This is a genomic window from Agrobacterium vaccinii, from assembly GCF_021310995.1.
Taxonomy (GTDB): Bacteria; Pseudomonadota; Alphaproteobacteria; order Rhizobiales; family Rhizobiaceae; genus Agrobacterium; species Agrobacterium vaccinii.
The window spans coordinates 1276510-1294720 of the sequence record NZ_CP054150.1 but is presented as its reverse complement, the minus strand read 5'-3'; the positions used below and the strand labels follow the sequence as shown (position 1 = coordinate 1294720).

The 18211-nt window shown below is 58.5% G+C and carries 17 protein-coding genes; 9 read left to right on the top strand and 8 right to left on the bottom strand.

Annotation, left to right across the window (positions count from 1 at the left end):
- Nucleotides 1–100: 100 nt before the first annotated feature.
- Together grxD and HRR99_RS06585 are read left to right on the top strand one after the other, a co-directional pair.
- Nucleotides 101–433 carry a Grx4 family monothiol glutaredoxin gene (grxD, locus tag HRR99_RS06590; protein WP_045230640.1) on the top strand — a complete coding sequence of 111 codons (333 nt, stop codon included), beginning with the start codon at nt 101–103 and terminating at the stop codon, nt 431–433.
- A 135-nt stretch (nt 434–568) separates the two neighbouring features.
- On the top strand, nt 569–1777 hold the full coding sequence (locus tag HRR99_RS06585; protein WP_233123446.1) for a multidrug effflux MFS transporter: 1209 nt from the start codon (nt 569–571) through the stop codon (nt 1775–1777).
- A gap of 72 nt (nt 1778–1849) precedes the next feature.
- On the opposite strand, the gene HRR99_RS06580 is transcribed toward HRR99_RS06585, so the two are convergent.
- From HRR99_RS06580 to HRR99_RS06560, 5 genes are all read right to left on the bottom strand, one after another.
- The gene (locus HRR99_RS06580) at nt 1850–2674 is read right to left on the bottom strand and encodes an inositol monophosphatase family protein (RefSeq protein WP_233123190.1); all 825 of its coding nucleotides are present in this window, start codon (nt 2672–2674) and stop codon (nt 1850–1852) included.
- Between the two features lie 24 nt (nt 2675–2698).
- Entirely contained in the window at nt 2699–3526 is an 828-nt protein-coding gene (locus HRR99_RS06575; protein WP_233123189.1) for an inositol monophosphatase family protein, read from the bottom strand.
- A 48-nt stretch (nt 3527–3574) separates the two neighbouring features.
- Nucleotides 3575–4453 (bottom strand): tRNA 2-thiocytidine(32) synthetase TtcA, encoded by an 879-nt coding sequence (gene ttcA / locus HRR99_RS06570; protein WP_045230562.1) that lies wholly within the window; start codon nt 4451–4453, stop codon nt 3575–3577.
- A gap of 67 nt (nt 4454–4520) precedes the next feature.
- A complete protein-coding gene (locus HRR99_RS06565) occupies nt 4521–5450 on the bottom strand; it encodes a glutaminase (protein ID WP_045230563.1) in 930 nt (309 codons plus the stop codon).
- A gap of 194 nt (nt 5451–5644) precedes the next feature.
- Nucleotides 5645–7549, bottom strand: coding sequence for a L,D-transpeptidase family protein (locus tag HRR99_RS06560; protein ID WP_479683815.1), 1905 nt, complete (start codon nt 7547–7549; stop codon nt 5645–5647).
- Nucleotides 7550–7943: 394 nt separating this feature from the next.
- On the opposite strand from HRR99_RS06560, the gene fumC reads away from it, so the two are divergent.
- Entirely contained in the window at nt 7944–9362 is a 1419-nt protein-coding gene (fumC, locus tag HRR99_RS06555; RefSeq protein ID WP_233123188.1) for a class II fumarate hydratase, read from the top strand.
- Between the two features lie 310 nt (nt 9363–9672).
- The gene (locus tag HRR99_RS06550) at nt 9673–10737 is read left to right on the top strand and encodes a GGDEF domain-containing protein (protein WP_233123187.1); all 1065 of its coding nucleotides are present in this window, start codon (nt 9673–9675) and stop codon (nt 10735–10737) included.
- A 28-nt stretch (nt 10738–10765) separates the two neighbouring features.
- Here the strand turns inward: HRR99_RS06550 and HRR99_RS06545 are convergent, their stop codons facing one another.
- Genes HRR99_RS06545 through HRR99_RS06535 form a run of 3 tightly spaced genes read right to left on the bottom strand, consistent with a single transcriptional unit; the run spans nt 10766 to nt 13647 of the window.
- The gene (locus HRR99_RS06545) at nt 10766–11374 is read right to left on the bottom strand and encodes a pyridoxamine 5'-phosphate oxidase family protein (protein ID WP_233123186.1); all 609 of its coding nucleotides are present in this window, start codon (nt 11372–11374) and stop codon (nt 10766–10768) included.
- Between the two features lie 47 nt (nt 11375–11421).
- Complete coding sequence (locus HRR99_RS06540; RefSeq protein WP_233123185.1) at nt 11422–13239, bottom strand: monovalent cation:proton antiporter-2 (CPA2) family protein; 1818 nt, start codon at nt 13237–13239, stop codon at nt 11422–11424.
- A 39-nt stretch (nt 13240–13278) separates the two neighbouring features.
- Nucleotides 13279–13647 carry a gamma-butyrobetaine hydroxylase family protein gene (locus HRR99_RS06535; RefSeq protein WP_233123184.1) on the bottom strand — a complete coding sequence of 123 codons (369 nt, stop codon included), beginning with the start codon at nt 13645–13647 and terminating at the stop codon, nt 13279–13281.
- Nucleotides 13648–13809: 162 nt separating this feature from the next.
- On the opposite strand from HRR99_RS06535, the gene moaA reads away from it, so the two are divergent.
- The 5 genes from moaA (at nt 13810) to mobB (ending at nt 18200) form a co-directional block, all read left to right on the top strand.
- Nucleotides 13810–14817 carry a GTP 3',8-cyclase MoaA gene (gene moaA / locus HRR99_RS06530; protein ID WP_233123441.1) on the top strand — a complete coding sequence of 336 codons (1008 nt, stop codon included), beginning with the start codon at nt 13810–13812 and terminating at the stop codon, nt 14815–14817.
- 134 nt (nt 14818–14951) lie between these two features.
- Nucleotides 14952–15854, top strand: a complete 903-nt coding sequence (locus HRR99_RS06525; protein WP_111839054.1) for a DMT family transporter — start codon at nt 14952–14954, stop codon at nt 15852–15854.
- A complete protein-coding gene (locus tag HRR99_RS06520; RefSeq protein WP_233123183.1) occupies nt 15851–17065 on the top strand; it encodes a multidrug effflux MFS transporter in 1215 nt (404 codons plus the stop codon). The genes HRR99_RS06525 and HRR99_RS06520 overlap by 4 nt, the downstream gene beginning before the upstream one ends.
- Entirely contained in the window at nt 17065–17691 is a 627-nt protein-coding gene (mobA, locus tag HRR99_RS06515) for a molybdenum cofactor guanylyltransferase MobA (protein WP_233123182.1), read from the top strand. Before HRR99_RS06520 ends, mobA begins: the two co-directional genes overlap by 1 nt.
- The gene (gene mobB, locus HRR99_RS06510; protein WP_233123181.1) at nt 17688–18200 is read left to right on the top strand and encodes a molybdopterin-guanine dinucleotide biosynthesis protein B; all 513 of its coding nucleotides are present in this window, start codon (nt 17688–17690) and stop codon (nt 18198–18200) included. Before mobA ends, mobB begins: the two co-directional genes overlap by 4 nt.
- Nucleotides 18201–18211: the final 11 nt, after the last annotated feature.

Genomic DNA, 18211 nt, shown 5'->3' with positions numbered 1-18211 from the left:
ATTCGATTTTTTGCCGTTCATGGCTGGAAATCATCCGCCACCATGTTATCTAAGAACAAACGAAGCAGCGGCCTTGAACCGCGTGTGAAAGGAAATGGCCATGAGCGGCATTCACGACATGATCGACGGCGAAGTGAAGGGTAACGATATCGTTCTCTTCCTCAAGGGCACACCGCAGTTTCCGCAGTGTGGTTTTTCCGGGCAGGTCGTACAGATTCTCGACTACCTGGGTGTGGAATATAAGGGCATCAACGTTCTTGCGGATGCCGATCTGCGCCAGGGTATCAAGGATTACTCCAACTGGCCGACCATTCCTCAGCTCTACATCAAGGGCGAGTTTCTTGGCGGCTGTGACATCGTGAGAGAGATGTTCCAGTCGGGCGAGCTTCAGGAACAACTTCAGGAACAGGGTATCAGCGTCCGCGCGGCGTGATTCCGGCCGGGATGCCCCGGCCCCCCTACTTTTAAAAACTTGTCTAGGCGTTGCCCCAAGCAACGCCTTTGCCGTTCTTTTGGGACAAATTCTGTGACACATCCTTCACAATCGGAATCGACGCGCGCCGTCGCCATGGGGCGGACGGAATTCATCGCGCTGGCAGCGGCGCTGATGGCGCTGAATGCGCTGGCTATCGACATCATGTTGCCGGGCTTGCAGGAAATCGGCGCATCGCTGGGTGTCGACAATGAAAACCATCGCCAATATGTCATCTCCGCCTATCTGATCGGCTTTGGCATTTCGCAACTCTTCTATGGCCCGATTGCAGACCGCTTCGGACGTCGCAAACCCATGCTGTTCGGCCTGGGCATCTACATCATCTCGTCCATTGCCGTTATCTTCGTGCCGTCCTTTGCGGGACTTCTCGTTTTGCGCTTCATTCAGGGTATCGGCTCTGCGGCCACGCGCGTCATCACCATCTCTATCGTCCGCGATATCTACGGCGGCAGGCAGATGGCGGAAGTCATGTCACTGATCATGATGGTGTTCATGGTCGTTCCCGTCATCGCGCCCGGCACGGGACAGATCGTGCTGTTCTTCGGCGACTGGCACCTGATTTTCGGCTTCATGGCCGGTATTGCTGCTATCGTCACTGTCTGGATGTATCTGCGTCTGCCGGAAACGCTGCATGCCGAAGACGTGCGGCCCCTCACCGTTTCGTCCGTTCTGGCGGGCTTCAAGATCGTTCTGACCAACCGGGTCGCGCTTTGCTACACGATTGCGAGCACGATCATCTTCGGCGCGCTGTTCGGTTTCATCAATTCGGCAGAGCAGGTCTATAAGGGCATTTACGGGCTGGGCCCCTGGTTTGCGGCGGCCTTTGCGGGCGTGGCGCTGTTCATGGCGCTGTCGTCGTTCCTCAACTCCCGTCTCGTTGGGCGCTTCGGCATGAGAAAGCTGTCGCATGGCTCGCTGATCGGATTTATCTGCATCACCCTCGTCTGGCTTGTGCTGCAAATCGTCGGCCCGCAACCGATGCCGTTCTTCCTGTTCATTCTGATGTTTGCGCTGGCGATGTTCCAGTTCGGCCTGATCGGTTCGAACTTCAACTCGCTGGCCATGGAGCCGCTCGGCCACGTGGCGGGCACGGCGTCATCGGTCATTGGCTTCATGAGCACGATTGGCGGCTCGCTGATCGGCGCGGCCATCGGCCAGGCTTTCAACGGAACGGCCCTGCCCATGGTGGCAGGCTTCTTCGTGGTCTCGGTTCTCGGCCTCGTCTTCGTACTGATCGGTGAAAAGGGCGTGCTGTTTCAGCCGCAGAACAAGCCCACTCACTGATCTCCAACTATCGAAAACACAAAAGGCGCGGATGGTAACATCCACGCCTTTTGCATTTGATGAGGTAAGAGTTCAGACCGTGAAGATCTTTTCGCGCAGCAGGGTCCACGTTTCCTTGTCGGGCGCAAGCAGCAGGCCACCGCTGACATGGCTCGGCAGATAGGGCGAACCATCGAAGTGCGCCGCGTAAGCGCCGGCTTCCTGCGAGATCAGCGTGCCTGCCAAGTGGTCCCATGGCATCAGCTTGTTGTACATCAGGAAGTGCATGTGACCACCCGCGAAGATGCGGTATTCGTGCGCGGCGCAGCGGTAGCTGGTGAACAGGCGCACATCGGCCAGATTGCCCAACAGTGTGCGGCGAACCTCGCCATCGAAATAGCCTGTGTTGGCGATGCCGATCATCTGCGAAAGCTCAGGGGCCGGAACGACATTCATCTGCGACTGTGAGCCGTCAGCGCTGCACATCCATGCGCCGGAACCTTTTTCGGCGATGGTCCAGTCATTGCCGAGCGGATCGTAGATGATGCCCGCAACCGTCTCTCCCTTCGAGATGACGCTAAGCATCACGCCAAACAGCGGCAGTCCGGCTGCGAAGTTGAAGGTGCCGTCGATGGGGTCCACCACCACGGCCAGATCGGCATCGCCAAGCTTGGTCAGCAGTTCGGGATCACTGGCAACCGCTTCCTCGCCGATGAACAGCGCATCCGGCATGAATTCGGCGACGCGGGCACGGATCAGGCGCTCTGCCGCCTCATCCGCTTCCGTCACGAGGTCGATGGCTTCCGTCTTCACCCGCACATCGTCTTCGCCCAGATTGCGAAACCTTGGCATGATTTCCAGAGCGGCGGCTTCCTGCAGCGCGTTGGCGAGAGATGCGATATCGAGTTCAACGGTCATATCAATTCCTTTTTGCGTGTCTAATCAAAGGCCGACGATTTCGCGGCGAAGCATTTTCCAGCTTTCCTTATCCGGTGCAGATAAAATACCGCCCGTCAGGTCACCGGGGCGGTAGGGTGTGCCATCGAATTTTGCGGTGTAGCCGCCCGCTTCCTGATGGGCCAGCACGCCCGCCAGATGGTCCCACGGCATCAGCTTTTCATGGCCAATGAAATGCAGCTTACCGGTGGTGACAAGCCAGTATTCATGCGCCGAACAGTTCAGCGAAAGCGCCATCTTGGCCTTCGTCATGTTGGCCGCGATAACAGGGCGGCGCTCTTCGAAGCTGTGGCCCCAGGAGAAGATGCCGACCATTTCGGACAGCGAAACACTCTGCGCGACCCGCAACTTGGCCTCGCTGCCGTTCTTGCGCTTCAGCGTTGCCCCTGCCCCTTTGACGGCGACAATCGTGTCACCCATAACGGGGTCATGAATGATGCCCGCGACCGTCTCGCCTTTGACAGTCACGGCAAGCAGCGTTCCGAAGGCGGGAAAGCCCGAGGCGTAGTTGAATGTGCCGTCGATGGGATCGATCACGAAGGCGAGGTCCGCACTGGTCAGCGCCGGAATGACCGAGTGGTCAGCGTCATAGGCCTCTTCACCAACGATGTGGGCTTTGGCGAAACGTGAGAGCAAAGCGGCGGTGATGCGCTTTTCCGCAAGAATATCGGCCTCGGTCACGAGATCGACAACCGAGGTCTTCTGGGAAATGTCGGAGGCGCTGAGATTGCGAAAGCGGGGCATGATCTCGTTGACGCCAGCATCTGCAACGGTCGAAATCAGGAAATCTAGATCGGTATCTGAAAGTGTCATGAAGGTTCTTCTAAAAGATGGGAGAGAAAGCCTCCACGCTCTAAGCTCCTAGCATGACGGATCGGTGACAGTCAGGCCTGCGAAATCGAAGAGCTTGGTATCGAGCAGATGGGACGGGTTGACGTGCGCCATGGCGCGCAACATCACATCCTTGCGGCCCGGCATTTTCCGCTCCATGTCGGCCAGCATGTCTTTCATGGCGTTGCGCTGAAGGCCGTCCTGCGAACCGCAGAGATCGCAGGGAATGATCGGGAAATCCATCGCGGTCGCGAACTTCGACATGTCCTCCTCGGCGCAATAGGCCAAGGGGCGCAGCACCATCAGGTCGCCTTCGTCATTCATCAGCTTGGCTGGCATCGCGGCCAGGCGTCCGCCGTGGAAGAGGTTCATGAAGAAGGTTTCGAGAATGTCCTCGCGGTGGTGACCGAGCACCAGCGCATCGCAGCCTTCTTCACGGGCGATGCGGTAGAGATTGCCACGGCGCAATCGCGAACAGAGCGAGCAATAGGTACCGCCAGCGGGGACCTTTTCCTTCACGATCGAATAGGTGTCGCGATATTCGATGCGGTGCGGCATGCCGATCCGGGTCAGATATTCCGGCAGAATGTGCTTGGGAAAGTTCGGCTGGCCCTGATCGAGATTACAGGCGATCAGGTCAACCGGCAGCAGGCCGCGCCACTTGAGGTCCATCAGCAGTGCCAGCAGGCCGTAGCTGTCCTTGCCGCCGGACAGACCGACAAGCCAGCGCTTCTGTCCGTTCAGCATGCCGAAATCATCGAAGGCCTGACGCACATTGCGCAACAGCCGCTTGCGCAGCTTGTTGAACGAGACCGAACCGGGTGCATTGGCAAACAGGGGGTGCGCGCCACCCTGCCCTTCGGGCTCCACGCCTTCGGGCATGTCATCGATATCTGCGGAAATGGTCATGGCAATCTCGTTTGTTCCCGACGCCACAGCGTCCGGTATCAGGGAATGCCCGCATATGCCTTGAAGATCAAGCCCCGAATACGGACCAGCCCATTTCATTGGCCAGCATTTCCAGCGCATCGGAGCCAAGCGCAGAGTTGCCGACTTCGTTGAGACCCGGAGACCACACGGCAATCGACGCCTTGCCCGGCGCCACCACCAGAATGCCACCGCCCACGCCGCTCTTGCCTGGCAGACCGACGTGATAGGCGAAATCGCCAGAGCCGTCATAGTGTCCGCAGGTCAACATCAGCGCGTTGATACGGCGCGCGCGTTTTTCCGAAACCACCGAATGGCCGGTAATCGGGTTACGGCCACGGTTTGCCAGAAACAGCCCTGCCCGCGCCAGCTGCACGCAGTTCATGGAAATGGCGCACTGGTGAAAATAGACGCCCAGCGTATGGTCGACGGGGTGGTGCAGATTGCCGAAGCTGCTCATGAAATTGGCCAGCGCGAAATTTCTGTAGCCACTCGTTTGCTCGGACTTCGCCACGGAATTGTCGATGGAAATCGTATCGTCATCGGCGAGATAGCGGATGAAACGCAGCAGTTCACCGATCGCCTCTCGCGGCTGGTGACCAGCCAGAACCATGTCTGTAATAACGATGGCACCTGCGTTGACGAAGGGATTGCGCGGAATGCCCGCTTCGCGCTCCAACTGCACGATGGAATTGAAGGCCGAACCGGAGGGTTCACGGCCCACTCGCCTCCAGACGCTCTCGCCGGTCTTGCCCAGCGCCAGCGTGAGCATGAAGACCTTGGAAATACTCTGGATGGAAAACGGCGTCCGCGCATCGCCAGCTACGAAGGTTTCGCCTTCTACTGTGGTGACGGCAATGCCGAATTGTTTTGGATCGACCTTGGCAAGCTGCGGAATATAGTCGGCAACCTTGCCCTCACCCAGACGCGGCTGCATTTTTTCGCAGATGGAATCGATGACCGCCTGAATGTCCTGCATGCCCTGCCCACTTAAAGAAAAAGCGCCATGACGACGATGGCGCACTTAACCTCAACTTTATCCTCGGGCTTTTCCCGAGGATTCAACTCACCCCAAAATCCTATGTGGTCAGATCCTCGGGACAAGCCCGAGGATGACGGAAGAGAGGTGTGCGGCCCTGTCGCGAGCATTCGCGACGAACAAACCAAACGCCGTTAGATCGAAGAAGCCCGCGCCTTCGTCGTCGTATCGAAGGCCTTCATGACGTAGCTGTCGCGGTCATAGACGTCGTCGAAATACTGCACCTTTCCGTCCTTGTCAGGCCATGCCGTGAAGTAGGCCACGTAGACAGGGATTTTCGTCGGCACAGTCACGGCACGGTTCTGGCCAGCGGCAATCTGCTTGTTGACGTTATCGAGCGTCGTACCGAGCACTGCTGCTGCCATGCGGCGTGGGTCAACAAGACGGATACAGCCATGGCTCAGCGCGCGCATATCGCGGCTGAAGAAGCTCTTGGATGGCGTATCGTGCATGTAGATGGCATGCGCGTTCGGGAACAGGATTTTCAGATCGCCCAGCGCATTGTCGCTGCTTGGCGGCTGGCGCACGGACACGGCGTTGGTGGAGCCATACCAGTTGACGCTGGAAGACGACACGGCGCGTCCGTTGACGGACACTTCGTAGCCCAGGCGATCCAGATAGGACGGATCGTTGCGCAGCTTCGGCAGCATCTCGTTGATGATGATCGACTGCGGTACGCCCCAGTAAGGGTTGAATTCCACGGTCTGGATTTCATCCTGGAAGAAATAGGTCTGGTTCGTCTTGGAACCGATAACCACCTTCATGCCGAAATCTTCGACGCCTTCATTGTGGTAAAGGGCCATGAAAGCTGGCTGGTTGATGAAGACGAAGCGATCGCCCAGATCAGCTGGCAGCCAGCGAACCTGCTCCATCGCAACTTCCAGCTTGGCAATCTTGGCTTCGTTGCTATCACCGGTCATGGCGCGCACGGTTGCACGACCGATCACGCCATCAGCCTTGAGGCCGTTCTCGCTCTGGAATGCCTTGACGAGGTCAACGAGGTCGGGCGTGTATTCGGGTGTCTGCTGATAGCCCGCCAGCGTCGTCGCATGGCCGGTCTTCAACGAGGCGGACGAGCGATGCTCGATAGCCTTGACGACGGTTGCCATGTCAGGGTTGTTTTCACCGGGCTTCAGAACAAGGTCTGCGGGCACGACGATCTTGTGGGAGCCGTCCTTGTCCGTGTCGCGTAGCTTTGCAAGCTCGGCCTTCAGGCCCTGATATTCAGGGTTGGAAGGTTCGCGGCTGCGCAGATAGGCGGCAACGTCAGGGCTGAGGCCAACAAGCTTCAGCACCGGTGCAAGATTGACCGTCTTGCGCTTGAAGTCGTGATAACCTGAAAGCTTGTTGGGATCGACGCGACCACGCGTCGTGTCCTGCACGTAAGCGAGAACCTTGGCCGAAAGCGCCAGTTCGAACTGCATCATGGCAGGCGAAACCGTCTGCTCTTCGGCCAGGGCGACATTTTGCACCGGCGCCTGCGGCTCGCTCGTGATGCTGGCCGTCACGTCCTGCGATGGCGCAGAGATGCTGTAATCGGCTGGGTTCAGGCCGCTGTCTCCAACGGTTTCGAAGAAAGCGAGAACAGCGCTGGCGCGAGGGCTCAGATCACCATTTTCCACCCACAAAGGCTTGCCGCCTTCATTGTAATAGCCTTCCAGCGCCTTGGCGATTTCAGGCGTTGCAGAGAGCTTCACGCCTGCCAGTCCTGCGGCGAACTTGGACGTATCGACAGCACGGGTGCCATCGGCCTTGTAGGTATAATAGCGAGGACCGGAGACGCGCGGCAGCGGCTCTGGATCGACATCGCGGGTGGCTGGCATGGTGCGCTGCTGCGCCACACCGGGCAGACCGCGGTCCTGACGCTCACGCTCGACCTTGCCCGGTCCGCCGCGCAAAAGGTCCATAAGCGTAACGGCTCCCGCCGTGCCCGGCATGCCTGCCGAAACAGAAAGACCGAGAGCCAGGATCAGCGCCGTTGATGTTTTTCCCGATGTGATCTTCAATTTAGTCCTCGCCGCGTCCGCGCCATCAATCATTGGGGCGCATGTAAAGAGTATGTGTCTGTCTAGCTGATTGGCCTTGTTTTGAAAAGAAACGCACGAACGCCAATCCAGTGCCAGACACGAGGTCCCATCACGGTAAAATACCGCTTTGGCATGGGTGCCACGTTTGGCGAGAATAGTTAAATTTCTCTTTAATTTCTTGGCATTGCGCAAACAAGTTTTCGACAGTGTCTTTTAACATCTGTCAAAATATTGCGGTTGCGAAGCACGTGACCCAAAAGCCACGCCCGCCGACTTTCGAACCCTGCGGCAGAACGTGCAAAACAGTTGCGAAATATGACACTACACCGCACGACAGGCTTTCCATGATTGCGCTATCGCTTTATATGTCTGCCCGCGCAGGCCCGGCGGAAAAGCCGTCCTGCCCATGGACCGCACAGGAGAGGCAGGACTGATGACATCCACACGCACCGAAACCGATACATTTGGCCCAATCGACGTTGCAAGCGACCGTTACTGGGGCGCACAGGCACAGCGTTCGCTCGGAAACTTCAAGATCGGCTGGGAAAAACAACCCGCTTCGGTCGTTCGTGCGCTGGGCATCGTCAAGCAGGCAGCAGCACGCACCAACATGGCACTGGCCGGGCTCGATGCCCAGATCGGCGACACCATCATCAAGGCCGCGCAGGAAGTGATCGATGGCAAGCTGGATGAGCACTTCCCGCTCGTCGTCTGGCAGACCGGTTCCGGCACCCAGTCCAACATGAATGCCAACGAAGTCATCTCCAACCGCGCGATTGAAATGCTCGGTGGTGAAATGGGCTCCAAGAAGCCGGTTCACCCGAACGACCACGTCAATATGAGCCAGTCGTCCAACGACACTTACCCGACGGCCATGCACATTGCCTGCGCAGAGCAGATCGTTCACCACCTGCTGCCGGGCCTCAAGCACCTGCATGCAGCACTCGATGCCAAGGCCAAGGGCTTTGCCCACATCATCAAGATCGGCCGCACCCACACGCAGGATGCAACGCCGCTGACGCTGGGTCAGGAATTCTCCGGCTATGCCGCGCAGGTCGCTTCCGCCATCAAGCGCATCGAACTGACGCTTCCAGGCCTTTGCGAGCTGGCGCAGGGCGGCACAGCCGTCGGCACTGGTCTCAATGCACCCATCGGTTTTGCCGAGCAGGTCGCAGACGAGATCGCCAAGATCACCGGTCTGCCCTTCGTGACGGCGCCGAACAAGTTCGAAGCGCTCGCCGCCCATGACTCCATGGTCTTCGCCCATGGCGCCATCAATGCTGCCGCCGCCGCACTCTTCAAGATCGCCAACGACATCCGCTTCCTCGGCTCCGGCCCACGCGCTGGTCTCGGCGAACTGGCATTGCCGGAAAACGAACCCGGCTCGTCCATCATGCCGGGCAAGGTCAACCCGACACAGTCGGAAGCGCTGACACAGGTTTGCGCGCACATCTTCGGCAATCAGGCAGCGATTACGTTTGCGGGCTCTCAGGGCCACTTCGAGCTCAACGTCTACAACCCGATGATGGCGTACAACTTCCTTCAGTCCGTCCAGCTTCTGGGCGATGCTGCCGTGTCCTTCACCGACAATTGCGTTGTCGGCATCGAAGCCCGTGAAGACAACATCCGCAAGGGTGTGGAAAACTCGCTGATGCTGGTCACCGCGCTCAACAGCAAGCTGGGCTACGACGCCTGCGCCAAGATTGCCAAGACCGCCCACAAGAAAGGCACGACGCTGCGCGAGGAAGCCGTTGGTGGCGGTTATCTGACCAACGAGGAATTCGATCAGTATGTTCGCCCCGAGAACATGATCGGCCCCAAGTAATCTAAAAACATCGAGGGCGGTCCAGACGGGCCGCCCTCTCTTTTTTACGCGACCGGAAATCGTTTTTTCGATTTTAAATTTTACAATCCTATAAGAAATTACCACTATAATTTGACCCACAAAATGCTATGGGAAATGACCATTTCTGTTTTAGGCGATTCTAATTATAAAAATAACGTCTGGAATAGATTGGGTTTTCTGGGACATCTGCTTGCGCGTTCTCATATCGATGCTGCCATCCATGATTTCCGAAATAAGTTTAGACGTACCATAGTGTAAAGATACGAACGTCATTTCCGGGAGTGACTTAATGACGACGCCCTCAGCGCCCAAGGGACCAGATATCGCAGCGCAGATTTTGTTTGCCATGCGAAACATGGGCGTGGTTCCGATTCCGCGAAACTATAACCTGTTCTACGAAGCCTATATCGGCTCCAACCCGGCCTTGACGCGGGAACTGGCGGCGCTGGGCAGCCGAGCCACGCAGGAAGAGCTGGATGAGCTCGGCTCACGCTACTTCGATCACACGCATGGCCAACTTCTGGAGGCCGCGCGCGACAAGCTGAATTCCGAATTGAGCGGTTTGCTGGTCGTTCTCCAGCACGAACAGACATGCCTGGAAAACTACAATCGCATTCTGGACGAAACCCGTGCTGGGATTGCGGATAAAAACCATTCCAGCGCGCATCTTTTGCGCACGGCCATTTCCATGCTGGCTGAAGCGACCGGCAACAAGATGGCCGAAAACGAGACGACGTCGAAGAACGTCGATCGTCATGCCGTGGAGATGCAGCAGGTCCGTCTTGAGCTGGACGAATACAAGCGCATCGCCAACACGGATTCGCTGACGCGCCTTTCCAACCGCCGCGCCTTCGACGACAAGCTGGCTTCCATGTACGACAACACCATGGCGCTTCAGTTTTCATCGCTGGTGCTGCTGGATGTCGATAATTTCAAGCGCGTCAACGATACGTTCGGCCATCCGGTCGGCGACAAGATTCTTGCGAGCGTCGCATCGGTTATCCGCGCCAATGTGCGCAAGGACGGGTTCGTGGCGCGCAGCGGCGGCGAAGAATTCGCCATTATTCTCGAAGGCAGCAGCCAGGACGAAGTACAGGTGCTGTGCGAGCGCATTCGCATGTCGCTGGAAAAGACGCCATTTCGCCATTCCAAGTCCGGTATCGACTACGGCCAGGTCACGATTTCCATCGGTTACGCCATGGCATCACAGGCACAGAACCCTGGCGAACTTTATGCCCGCGCCGATATCGCGCTCTACCATGCCAAGGAAAACGGTCGTAACCGCACGGTGTTTTTCGAAGACGGCATGCAGAAGAATTATTCGGGCAAGAGCTGGCTCATCTACAAGCATTGAGCCAGTTTCATCCGGCTCGTCCTTTCCCTCACCACATGGTTTTCGCGAAGCGCTCTGGCAGCGCGCGGTCGTAGGCATCGCGGTCGAAATCGGCTTTCGCGCCTTTCAGCAGCGAACCAGCCGTTGGCAGCGATGCCGGATCGACGAAGTTTTCGACGTTCCACAGTTCGGAACGGATGATGGCGCGGGCGCACTGGAAATAGACCTCATCGATGGTCACGACGGTCACCGTGCGCGGGTTCTTGCCGTCCATCTCAAAGCTCGCCAGAAGGGCTGGATCGGCTGACACCACAGCTTTGCCGTTGATGCGCATCGTCGTGGTCGAGCCCGGCACCAGAAACATCAGCGCCACACGCGGATCACGCACGATGTTGAGCAGCGAGTCGACGCGGTTGTTGCCGCGCCAGTCGGGCAGCAGCAGCGTCTTTGCGTCCTGAACTCTGACGACGCCGCCCTTGTCACCGCGCGGTGAACAGTCCATGCCATCGGGGCCCACGGTGGCCAGAGCCAGAAAGGGCGCGGCTTCGATCATCAGGCGATATTCCGGCGTGAGTTCCCTGGTGACCTTGATGATCGACCCCTCCGAAGGCTCGCCGTAAATCGCTTTCAATTCTTCAACGCTACCAATGATGCTCATTATGATGTTCTCCTGCAAACCGTCATGGATAGATTTTGGCCACGCCCTTAACCGCGCTGTTCCGCCTCCTCGCGGGCTTCGCGTTCCGCGCGCTCGCGTGCGGTGCGAGCGGCAACGAGATCGGCGGGCTGCAAATTGCCGCGCATAAGGGAACGACCGGCATAGATACCGCCGACGACTTCGAGTGCGAAGCGCTCCTTATCGACATCGCGGAACTCTTCGACCAGACGCTCGGCAAGCTCCGTGTCTTCTCCCACTGACGTCAGTACCTTCTCACTGAAGTCCAGCGCCGATTCGTAGGTTTCGCGGATCTGGTAATCGACACCGGCCTTCAAGAGGTCGAGCGCATGTCCGCGGTCGAAGGCGCGGGCCAGCACCGGCACCAGCGGGAATTCATGTTTGACGATTTCGGCAATGCGCACTGCCGCTTCCTTATCATCAACACAGATCAGCACGGCACGGGCCGACCCTGCCCCCGCCGCATGCAGAATTTCCGAGCGTGAGCCATCGCCGTAATAAACCTTGAAGCCGAAGCTTGCCGCATCGCGCACGAAGTCGGCGTCCTTGTCGACCAGCGACAGCGTATAGCCGCGCGCCAGAAGTGGCTGGCTGACGATCTGGCCGAAGCGACCGAAACCGATCATCAGAATGCTGCCATCCACATTTTCGGGCAAATCGAGATCGTCGGTATCGGGCAACTTCGCGGGCATGATGCGGTCATGGGCAATGACCATCAGCGGTGTCAGGATCATGGAGATGATGATGGTCGCCGTCAGTACGGCATTGGCCTCAGCATCCAGAATACCGACAGCGGCGGCAGCAGAATAGAGCACGAACGCGAATTCACCGCCCTGCGCCATCAACACCGCACGCTCGATGCTTTCGCGCTGGCAGGTCCCCAGTACCCGCGCGACGCAGTAGATCAACAGCGCCTTGACGAACATGTAGGCCACGACGCTCATCAGCACCAGTTGCCAGTTGGCGGCGATAACCGTGAGGTCGATGGCCATGCCGACCCCGAGGAAGAAGAGGCCAAGCAGAATACCTCTGAAAGGTTCGATATCCGCTTCCAGCTGGTGGCGGAAAGACGATTCTGACAGAAGGACGCCCGCCAGAAACGCGCCCATCGCCATGGAAAGACCGCTGACCTGCATCAACAGCGCCGATCCGAGAACGACGAGAAGAGCCGCAGCCGTCATCACCTCCCTTGCGCCGGATGCTGCCAGCAGCCGGAAGAACGGGTTGAGCAGATACCGGCCCGCCACGACAAGCGCGACGATGGCAGCCAGCGCGATGCCGATGGAGGTCATCCGCTGGACAAGCGTCACCGTTTCGCCGCCTGCCCCCAAAAATGCGACCAGCACCAGAAGCGGCACGATGGCCAGATCTTCGAACAGCAGAATGGCAATGATGCGCTGGCCTTTGAGCGTCGACATGCTGCTGCGCTCCTGCAGCATCTGCATGACGATGGCGGTCGATGTCAGAACGAAGCCTGTGCCCGCGACAAATGACGGGATGAGCGAAAATCCCAGCGCAAGGCCGATCAGCGTCAGGCCCGCCATGCAGGTCAGAACCTGAAGCGCGCCGAGCCCGAATATGTCCTTGCGCATGGACCACAGCCGCGACGGCTGCATTTCCAGCCCTATGATAAACAGGAACATCACCACGCCCAGTTCGGCGATGTGGATGATGGCCTGCGGGTCGGAAAACGCACCGAAGCCGAACGGCCCAATGACGAGGCCCGCCGCCAGATAGCCGAGAACCGAGCCCAGCCCTATCCGTTTGAACAGCGGTGCCGCGACGACCCCTGCCGCCAGGAGGACGACGACTTGCGCCAGATCATTTGCATTTCCCTCGACGGCCAAGTGTCACCCCTGTCACTGTATGAAATCCCCGGGTTCCTGCTACCGGATTTTCGGCTCTCTGCTCAAGCCTTTTTCCTTCAGTTCCTGCTCATAAGCATTGAACAGTGTGTCTCCGGTCTCGCCAAGCTCAAACAGATACCGCCATGTGAAGATGCCACTGTCATGACCATCGTCGAAGGCGATTCGCACGGCGTAATTTCCCGTTGCCACGACGGAGCGGATGGTGACGTTCTTCTTGCCCGGAACGGTGACTTTCTGACCCGGCCCATGCCCCTGAACTTCTGCGGAAGGAGACAGAACACGCAGCATTTCTGCGGGCAGTTGAAAGGCTGCGCCATTGTCGAATGTCACGTTCAACTGCGCCCGGTTGGATGAAACCCGCAATTCGGTCGGCCAGGGATCACTCATGTTTCATTTCCATTGCCAGATGATATACCGCACAGTTATGGCCTTGCCGGTGTTGCGGCAAGCCACTACATGTAGCATGAAATGGCGCATGTCACCGCAGATCGCAAAGGAAAATGAAGGTTGAACAGCTTTCTCGGCACGCTCCCGGAAGCGAAGTCTCTGATGGAAAGCAAAGCGCCGATGATCGATCCGTTCGGTCGCGCCGTGACCTATTTGCGTGTCTCCGTGACCGACCGTTGCGACTTCCGCTGCACCTACTGCATGTCCGAGCATATGACGTTTCTGCCGAAGAAGGACCTTCTGACGCTGGAAGAGCTCAACCGGCTCTGTTCCGCCTTCATCGCCAAGGGTGTGCGCAAGATACGGCTTACCGGCGGTGAGCCGCTGGTGCGCAAGAACATCATGCAGTTGGTTCGTGACCTTGGCCAGCACGTTGGCAACGGCACATTGGACGAACTGACGCTAACCACGAACGGGTCGCAGCTTGGAACCCATGCAGCGGAACTGTACGATTGCGGCGTGCGCCGGATCAACGTTTCACTCGACACGCTCGACCCCGAAAAGTTTCGTACGATTACCCGTTGGGGCGACTTCTCCAAGGTCATGGCTGGAATCGATGCCGCGCTGGCCGCAGGCTTGAAAATCAAGCTGAACGCCGTGGCATTGAAGGATTTCAACGAGCATGAAATCCCTAACCTGATGCGCTTTGCCCACGAACGCGGCATGGACCTGACCGTCATCGAGACAATGCCGATGGGTGAGATCGAGGAAGATCGCACCCATCGCTATCTGCCGCTATCGCAGGTTCGCGCTTCGCTCGAAGAGCAGTTCACGCTGAGCGAGATTGGCTACCAGACCGGTGGACCCGCACGCTATGTCTCGGTGAAGGAAACCGGCGGCAGGCTGGGCTTCATCACGCCGATGACCCATAATTTCTGCGAGAGCTGCAACCGTGTCCGCCTGACCTGCACCGGTACGCTCTACATGTGCCTCGGCCAGGACGACGCCGCCGACCTGCGCACGGCCCTGCGTGCATCCGATGACAACGCACTTTTGTCCCAGGCCATCGACGATGCCATCCTGCGCAAGCCGAAGGGTCATGACTTCATCATCGACCGTACCCACAAGCGCCCAGCCGTTGCCCGCCATATGAGCGTGACCGGCGGCTGATGCCGCTTTATTCGCCATCCAACATATTATTCGATTGAAATCCCAATAGCCGCGTGTCACGCATTCACTGTAAGAGGAGTGGGCGGAGTCGTACGACGTGCACCGGCGCCGTTTCGTATCTGGGATTTGGAATAATGGCATTGACCGATAATACGCGCGGCGCGTTGCTGATGGCGCTCGCGATGGCTTGTTTTACGGTCAATGACGCCTTCACGAAATCCGTCACACCTTACATCAATGTCGGCCAGATCCTGTTCGTCCGTGGCCTACTGACCTGCATCATCGTCTATATCGTCGCCCGCCGTATGGGTGCGCTGCGACCGCTGAAAATGATCTTGCGCCCGATCATTCTCTTGCGCTGTCTGTGCGAGGTATCGGCTTCGATCCTTTATCTCAGCGCTCTTGCCGCCATGGGCTTCGCTAATGTCGCTGCCATCATGCAGTCGCTGCCGCTCGCCGTTACGCTGGGTGCCGCCATCTTCCTGCGCGAGCCTGTCGGCTGGCGTCGCTGGACCGCCATTCTCGTCGGCTTTCTCGGCGTGCTCATCATTTTGAGACCCGGACCTGAAGGTTTCACCACGGCGGCACTGCTGGTCGTCGCTGCCGTTTTCGTCACCGCCGGACGCGACCTGCTGACGCGGCGCATGTACAGCGATATCCCGTCGATGACGGTCACGATGACGACGGCCTTCGTCAACACGCTGGTCGGGGCCGCACTCGTGGTGCCCTTCGGCGGCTGGCAACCGATGGATGGCTTCGTGTGGTCGCATCTCTTCGCATCTGCCGTCCTCGTCGTCATCGGCTATCAGGCCGTTATCCTCTCCATGCGAAGCGGTGAAATCGCCTTCGTTGCCCCCTTCCGCTACACCAGCATGATCTGGGCCTTCTCCATCGGCTTCTTCGTTTTCGGAGAAGAGCTGAACTCGTTTATCGTGCTCGGCACGGCCATCATCGTCGCCTCGGGCCTCTACACATTTTACCGGGAAAGCCGGCGTCGCCAGCCACCGATTGCGAAAACCACCACGAGAATTCAATGAACACCGTCGTCTTCCTAAACCGGTCCACACCGCCGCATATTGCCACGCTGGTTCTCGTTGCGGGCATCGCCGCGCTCAGCATGAACATTTTCCTGCCCTCGCTTGCGGCAATGGCGCTGTATTTCGAGACGGATTATGCCGTCATGCAGTTTGCCGTCTCCGGTTATCTGGCAACAACGGCCCTGCTGCAACTCGTCATCGGCCCGCTGTCCGACCTGTTCGGGCGTCGCCCGGTGCTGCTGGCCGGAATTGCCATCATGGTGGTTGCTACCATCATCTGCGCACTAGCGCCCAACATCACCGTCTTCATGATCGGGCGCATGATGCAAGCGGTCATCGCCTCCGGCTTCGTACTGGCCCGTGCCATCGTTCGTGACATGGTGCCCGCCAATCAGGCCGCCTCGATGATCGGTTATGTCACCATGGGCATGTCGGTCGTCCCCATGGTGGGCCCGACGATTGGCGGCTTTCTCAACGATGTCTCCTCATGGCATGCCAGCTTCGCGCTGCTCGCCTGCTGTGGCATCGCCGCCTTCGCGCTCGCCTTTTTCGATCTCGGCGAGACGAACCACCAGAAGTCGGCGAGCTTTTCCGCCCAGTTCCACGCATGGCCGCGATTGCTGCGCTCCAGACGTTTCTGGGGCTACGCGCTGACCTCGACATTTTCGTCGGGCCTATTCTTCTCGTTCCTGGGCGGCGCGCCTTTCGTCGGCAATATTCTGTACGGCCTGACACCGGCCATGCTGGGTGTGCAATTCTTCTTCATGGCCAGTGGCTACATGCTCGGCAACTTCCTGTCGGGACGTTACGCCAGCCGCGTTGGCATCACGAAAATGATGTTGGCTGGCAATGCCATAGCCACGACAGGCATTCTGGCAGCACTTGCCCTGCCCTATTTCGATTTCGACACGCACTATGAATTCTTCCTCCCGCTGGCGCTGATCGGAATTGGCAACGGTGTGACCTTGCCCAGCGCCAATGCGGGCATGGTCAATGTCCAGCCGCATCTCGCAGGTTCCGCCTCTGGCCTCGGTGGCGCGCTGACCATCGGCGGCGGTGCGGGTCTGGCCGTTCTGGCATCCTCTCTGCTATCGAAGGAATCTGGGACCGCGCCGCTGTTGCTGGTCATGCTGGCGAATGCGCTACTGGCACTGGCCGCAAGTGCCTATACCGGCGTTCAGGAACGCCGTCACAGCCAAGGCTCCGTATAATGACAGACCACAACATACCCGGCCTCATTCTCGCGGGTGGACTTTCCAGACGCATGGGCACCAACAAGGCGTTGAGCCCGCTCGGCGGCAAGCCCTTGCTGGCCCATGTCATCAACCATGTCGCGCCACAGGTTTCCAGTCTCGTGCTCAATGCATCGCAAAGCTGGGCGGAGGCGTTCGATCTACCGCTTGTGCCAGATACTAGGGAAGGACACGCCGGGCCGCTGGCAGGCATTCTCGCGGGCATGCGGCACTTCGCCAGCACAGCGCCCGATGTCACCCATTTTCTAACGGTTCCCGCCGACAGCCCCTTCTTCCCCGCCGATCTCGCGCAACGACTGGCCGCATATGTGACGGGCGAAACTGCCATCGTCATCGCCGCATCATCGGGGCACGTCCACCCGGTCTTCGGGCTATGGCCCATTGCGATTGCGGATGATCTGGAGGAATGGCTGGCGGATGACAACAACCGCCGTATCAGAAGCTTTCTCGCCCGGCATCAAACCCTCGGCGTCACCTTCCCGCCTGTGGAAAGCGCGACATCCCCCATCGATCCCTTCTATAATATCAACACGCCGGATGAGCTTGCGACGGCGGAGGCATTTCTGAAGAGCATTGATACATGACCCAAAAAGTATTCGGGATATCCGGCTGGAAGAACTCCGGCAAAACAGGCCTCGCCGTCCGCATCGTCACCGAGCTTACGGCGCGTGGATACCGCGTTTCCACCATTAAACATGCGCATCACGACTTCGATATCGACAAGGTCGGTGCCGATAGCTGGCGCCACCGGCAGGCAGGTGCGCATGAGGTGACCATCGTTTCAGGCACCCGTTTTGCCATCATGCACGAGCTGCGCGGTGGGCCGGAGCCATCATTCGAAGAGATACTGGCGCGCATAGCGCCGTGTGATCTGGTGCTGATCGAGGGCTATAAATACGAGCCGGTGCCGAAGATCGAGGCCCGTAGGCGGAACGCCGCCAAGACCGAGCCGCTTGCGCCGCATGACCCGCACATCGTTGCCATCGCTGCCGACCACGCTGTCACCGACACCGCGCTGCCGGTGTTCGATCTTGATGATACGGCAAGCGTTGCCGATTTCATCGAAAGAACGGTTGGGCTCACCAGACCCTAAAACGAGAAAAA

Bases quoted from the DNA above. Each gene is read 5' to 3' on its own strand.
- HRR99_RS06560 (WP_479683815.1), bottom strand. From the start codon at position 7,549: ATGATTGATGGCGCGGACGCGGCGAGGACTAAATTGAAGATCACATCG.
- ttcA (WP_045230562.1), bottom strand. From the start codon at position 4,453: ATGACCATTTCCGCAGATATCGATGACATGCCCGAAGGCGTGGAGCCC.
- HRR99_RS06585 (WP_233123446.1), top strand. From the start codon at position 569: ATGGGGCGGACGGAATTCATCGCGCTGGCAGCGGCGCTGATGGCGCTG.
- HRR99_RS06525 (WP_111839054.1), top strand. From the start codon at position 14,952: ATGGCATTGACCGATAATACGCGCGGCGCGTTGCTGATGGCGCTCGCG.
- HRR99_RS06520 (WP_233123183.1), top strand. From the start codon at position 15,851: ATGAACACCGTCGTCTTCCTAAACCGGTCCACACCGCCGCATATTGCC.
- fumC (WP_233123188.1), top strand. From the start codon at position 7,944: ATGGACCGCACAGGAGAGGCAGGACTGATGACATCCACACGCACCGAA.
- HRR99_RS06545 (WP_233123186.1), bottom strand. From the start codon at position 11,374: ATGAGCATCATTGGTAGCGTTGAAGAATTGAAAGCGATTTACGGCGAG.
- mobA (WP_233123182.1), top strand. From the start codon at position 17,065: ATGACAGACCACAACATACCCGGCCTCATTCTCGCGGGTGGACTTTCC.
- HRR99_RS06575 (WP_233123189.1), bottom strand. From the start codon at position 3,526: ATGACACTTTCAGATACCGATCTAGATTTCCTGATTTCGACCGTTGCA.
- HRR99_RS06550 (WP_233123187.1), top strand. From the start codon at position 9,673: ATGACGACGCCCTCAGCGCCCAAGGGACCAGATATCGCAGCGCAGATT.
- HRR99_RS06580 (WP_233123190.1), bottom strand. From the start codon at position 2,674: ATGACCGTTGAACTCGATATCGCATCTCTCGCCAACGCGCTGCAGGAA.
- moaA (WP_233123441.1), top strand. From the start codon at position 13,810: ATGGAAAGCAAAGCGCCGATGATCGATCCGTTCGGTCGCGCCGTGACC.
- grxD (WP_045230640.1), top strand. From the start codon at position 101: ATGAGCGGCATTCACGACATGATCGACGGCGAAGTGAAGGGTAACGAT.
- mobB (WP_233123181.1), top strand. From the start codon at position 17,688: ATGACCCAAAAAGTATTCGGGATATCCGGCTGGAAGAACTCCGGCAAA.
- HRR99_RS06565 (WP_045230563.1), bottom strand. From the start codon at position 5,450: ATGCAGGACATTCAGGCGGTCATCGATTCCATCTGCGAAAAAATGCAG.
- HRR99_RS06535 (WP_233123184.1), bottom strand. From the start codon at position 13,647: ATGAGTGATCCCTGGCCGACCGAATTGCGGGTTTCATCCAACCGGGCG.